The following is a 2,335-nucleotide window of genomic DNA, read 5'->3' on the forward strand; positions in this document are numbered from 1 at the left end:
ATGGTAGAATTGTTCATATAAGGGATAAAAGTTTATTTAAGTTTTATTGTAGAGCATATAGAAAAATTAAAAGAATTAAAAGAGAACACGGATGAAAAATCGTTTAATGCTGGAAAGAAAGTTTATTTAAGTTTTATTGTAGAGCATATAGAAAAATTAAAAGAATTAAAAGAGAACACGGATGAAAAATCGTTTAATGCTGGAAAGAAAGCAATTTATCATTCGTATACACATTTAGGGGCAAGTAAGTATTCTAAGGATCATGGGAATTTCTTAACATATGCATATAAAGCGGATGAGATATTTAGTCAAAGTAAGGTGCTTGAGAGTGGTATTCGGAATCAGGTGAAAAGACATTGGTACAAAATTGATAGTAAATTGAAGGAGTAATATCAATGATAAACGTCTATACAGAAAAAAAAGAATTTAAAAGGATTGGATATTTCAGAATGACCTATATTTTAACCTGAATACAGGCAATGAAGAGATGTCACAAAAAGAAATTGATTTGATTCAACAAGTGGATGCGGCTAAGCTGACGCCAGATAAGCATATAGAAACAAAATATGGCTTGGGTACAATTCGAAATTTATCATCAGGTTGCAAGACATTACTTAATATTATAAAGCATCCTGATAAAGTGGTAAATGTTGAGGAATGTGGACCGAATGTACTTAGAATACTTTTTACTATGGATAATATTAAGATTTATATGTCAAGACCAACGCTTTTTGATATTCCGGATGATGCCAAAATCAGATTTAATGATTCTGATATAGTTATCGGTGGCAGAGGTTATAATGCATGGTGGAGTAATGAATATGAAAGGAGAGAGGCAGATGATTTATAAAAATGTTAGATTCAAAGCTGATCCATTTTCATACGATTTGGAATTTGATGACAGAATTACACTTGTTGGTGGAGACAGTGGTACCGGGAAAACAGTACTTTATGAAATGCTTGAAGATATAAGATTGACAGACGAATACAAGGCTATCAAGCTGTTTAATTATAAATCAGATGATTTTTTAGTGGCAATCAAACAGTGCAGAGATAGTTTTATTGTGATAGATAATGCAGATTGTTTGATTAATGATGATGTTAGGAGATTTATTAATTTTGAGTTATCAAATCAGTATATGCTCTTCTTGCGAAATTGTGACGGACTTAATGTGTCTGATAAGAGCTTTAAGGTGTTGAAGTTTGATAATAATAGGATAACACTAGAAGAGGAGTTGTGATATGAGATATTTATGGGCAGAGGATACTGGTGCAGGACTTCACTTCTGGAAATTAGTTAATCGGCTTTTCTCTGACAATGAACTTGTAGTTGAGAGTAAAGGGAGCAATCAGGGATTATTGGATGCATTAATAGACTTGGATATTAAAGATGACGATAAATACTATATTGCATTTGATTATGTGGTTGACAATCAAGACATTCGCAATAAGTATCGTATGTTGAAATCAATAACAGATAAGTCGGAAGGAAAGATTGTAATTCTGGATATGATTTGTTTTGAGTACCTGATTCTTGCATTTGATAAGTTGGTAGAATGGACAGGCACTGGAAAGACCGATAAAATAAAAATCCGTGATAAAGTTTTGGCGGCAGTTGAGAATCACAGAATAGATTTATCAAGGATTGATGATAAGAAAACATTACAGTACATAGCTGGATTTAAGAGATATTCTACAGAACGTGTGATGAAGTCATTGGTTGGTGAATTTACACAAAATGAAAAGTGGTCTGTTAAAGGGACTCTTATGGGTGAATGCTGGTATAAAGATTGTTGTGTGTCAGAGCATACGGATAATCTTAGGTGTGGTAAGCCTGAGGTTGAAGGTGGGGATGAGAAGATGAGGATGCTGATACGGTCAGAGGAAGTACAAAGGATAATGAGAGATATTACTTTGAAAGAATAGTTTAATAAGACTATATTTTTCGTAATGCATAATAAATGATACATTAATAAGACAAATTTTTATCTGAAGAGCAAAGGGGAATGTGAATGCAGGAAACAGTTGGTATTTTGAATAGAGAACAATTTATTGATTCGGTGTAAAGTAGGAAGAAGATACAAGAATTGGGAGAAGGTGAATAGTAAATGGATTTGGCAGCAGCAATTGGGATGATTAGTTCTTTAGTTACCTTAGAAGAGGCGGGAAGAAGCTGGGTGTTAATTATAAAAGACAAATTAAAGAGAAAAGAGATTGACATTAATAGTAAACGGTAGAACCTGAGTACCTTTTTATTCACTTCAAGTTATGCCATAATCATACTCAACAAAATAACATAGTCAAAAAAGTTTAGTACTTAACTTTTTTAACTGAC

Annotated in this window: 4 protein-coding genes; all 4 read left to right on the forward strand. The window is 32.7% G+C overall.

Annotation, left to right across the window (positions count from 1 at the left end):
- Positions 1-487: 487 nt before the first annotated feature.
- On the forward strand, positions 488-850 hold the full coding sequence (locus DWZ60_RS16795) for a DUF4869 domain-containing protein (protein ID WP_243038384.1): 363 nt from the start codon (positions 488-490) through the stop codon (positions 848-850).
- On the forward strand, positions 840-1,241 hold the full coding sequence (locus tag DWZ60_RS16800; protein WP_118351276.1) for an ATPase: 402 nt from the start codon (positions 840-842) through the stop codon (positions 1,239-1,241). Before DWZ60_RS16795 ends, DWZ60_RS16800 begins: the two co-directional genes overlap by 11 nt.
- 1 nt (position 1,242) lies before the next feature.
- A complete protein-coding gene (locus DWZ60_RS16805; RefSeq protein ID WP_118667087.1) occupies positions 1,243-1,926 on the forward strand; it encodes a hypothetical protein in 684 nt (227 codons plus the stop codon).
- Positions 1,927-2,108: 182 nt separating this feature from the next.
- On the forward strand, positions 2,109-2,237 hold the full coding sequence (locus DWZ60_RS18770) for a hypothetical protein (protein ID WP_279220347.1): 129 nt from the start codon (positions 2,109-2,111) through the stop codon (positions 2,235-2,237).
- The last annotated feature ends 98 nt before the right edge of the window (positions 2,238-2,335 follow it).

The sequence above is a fragment of the Blautia sp. AF34-10 genome, from assembly GCF_003477865.1.
Classification (GTDB): domain Bacteria; phylum Bacillota; class Clostridia; order Lachnospirales; family Lachnospiraceae; genus Fusicatenibacter; species Fusicatenibacter saccharivorans.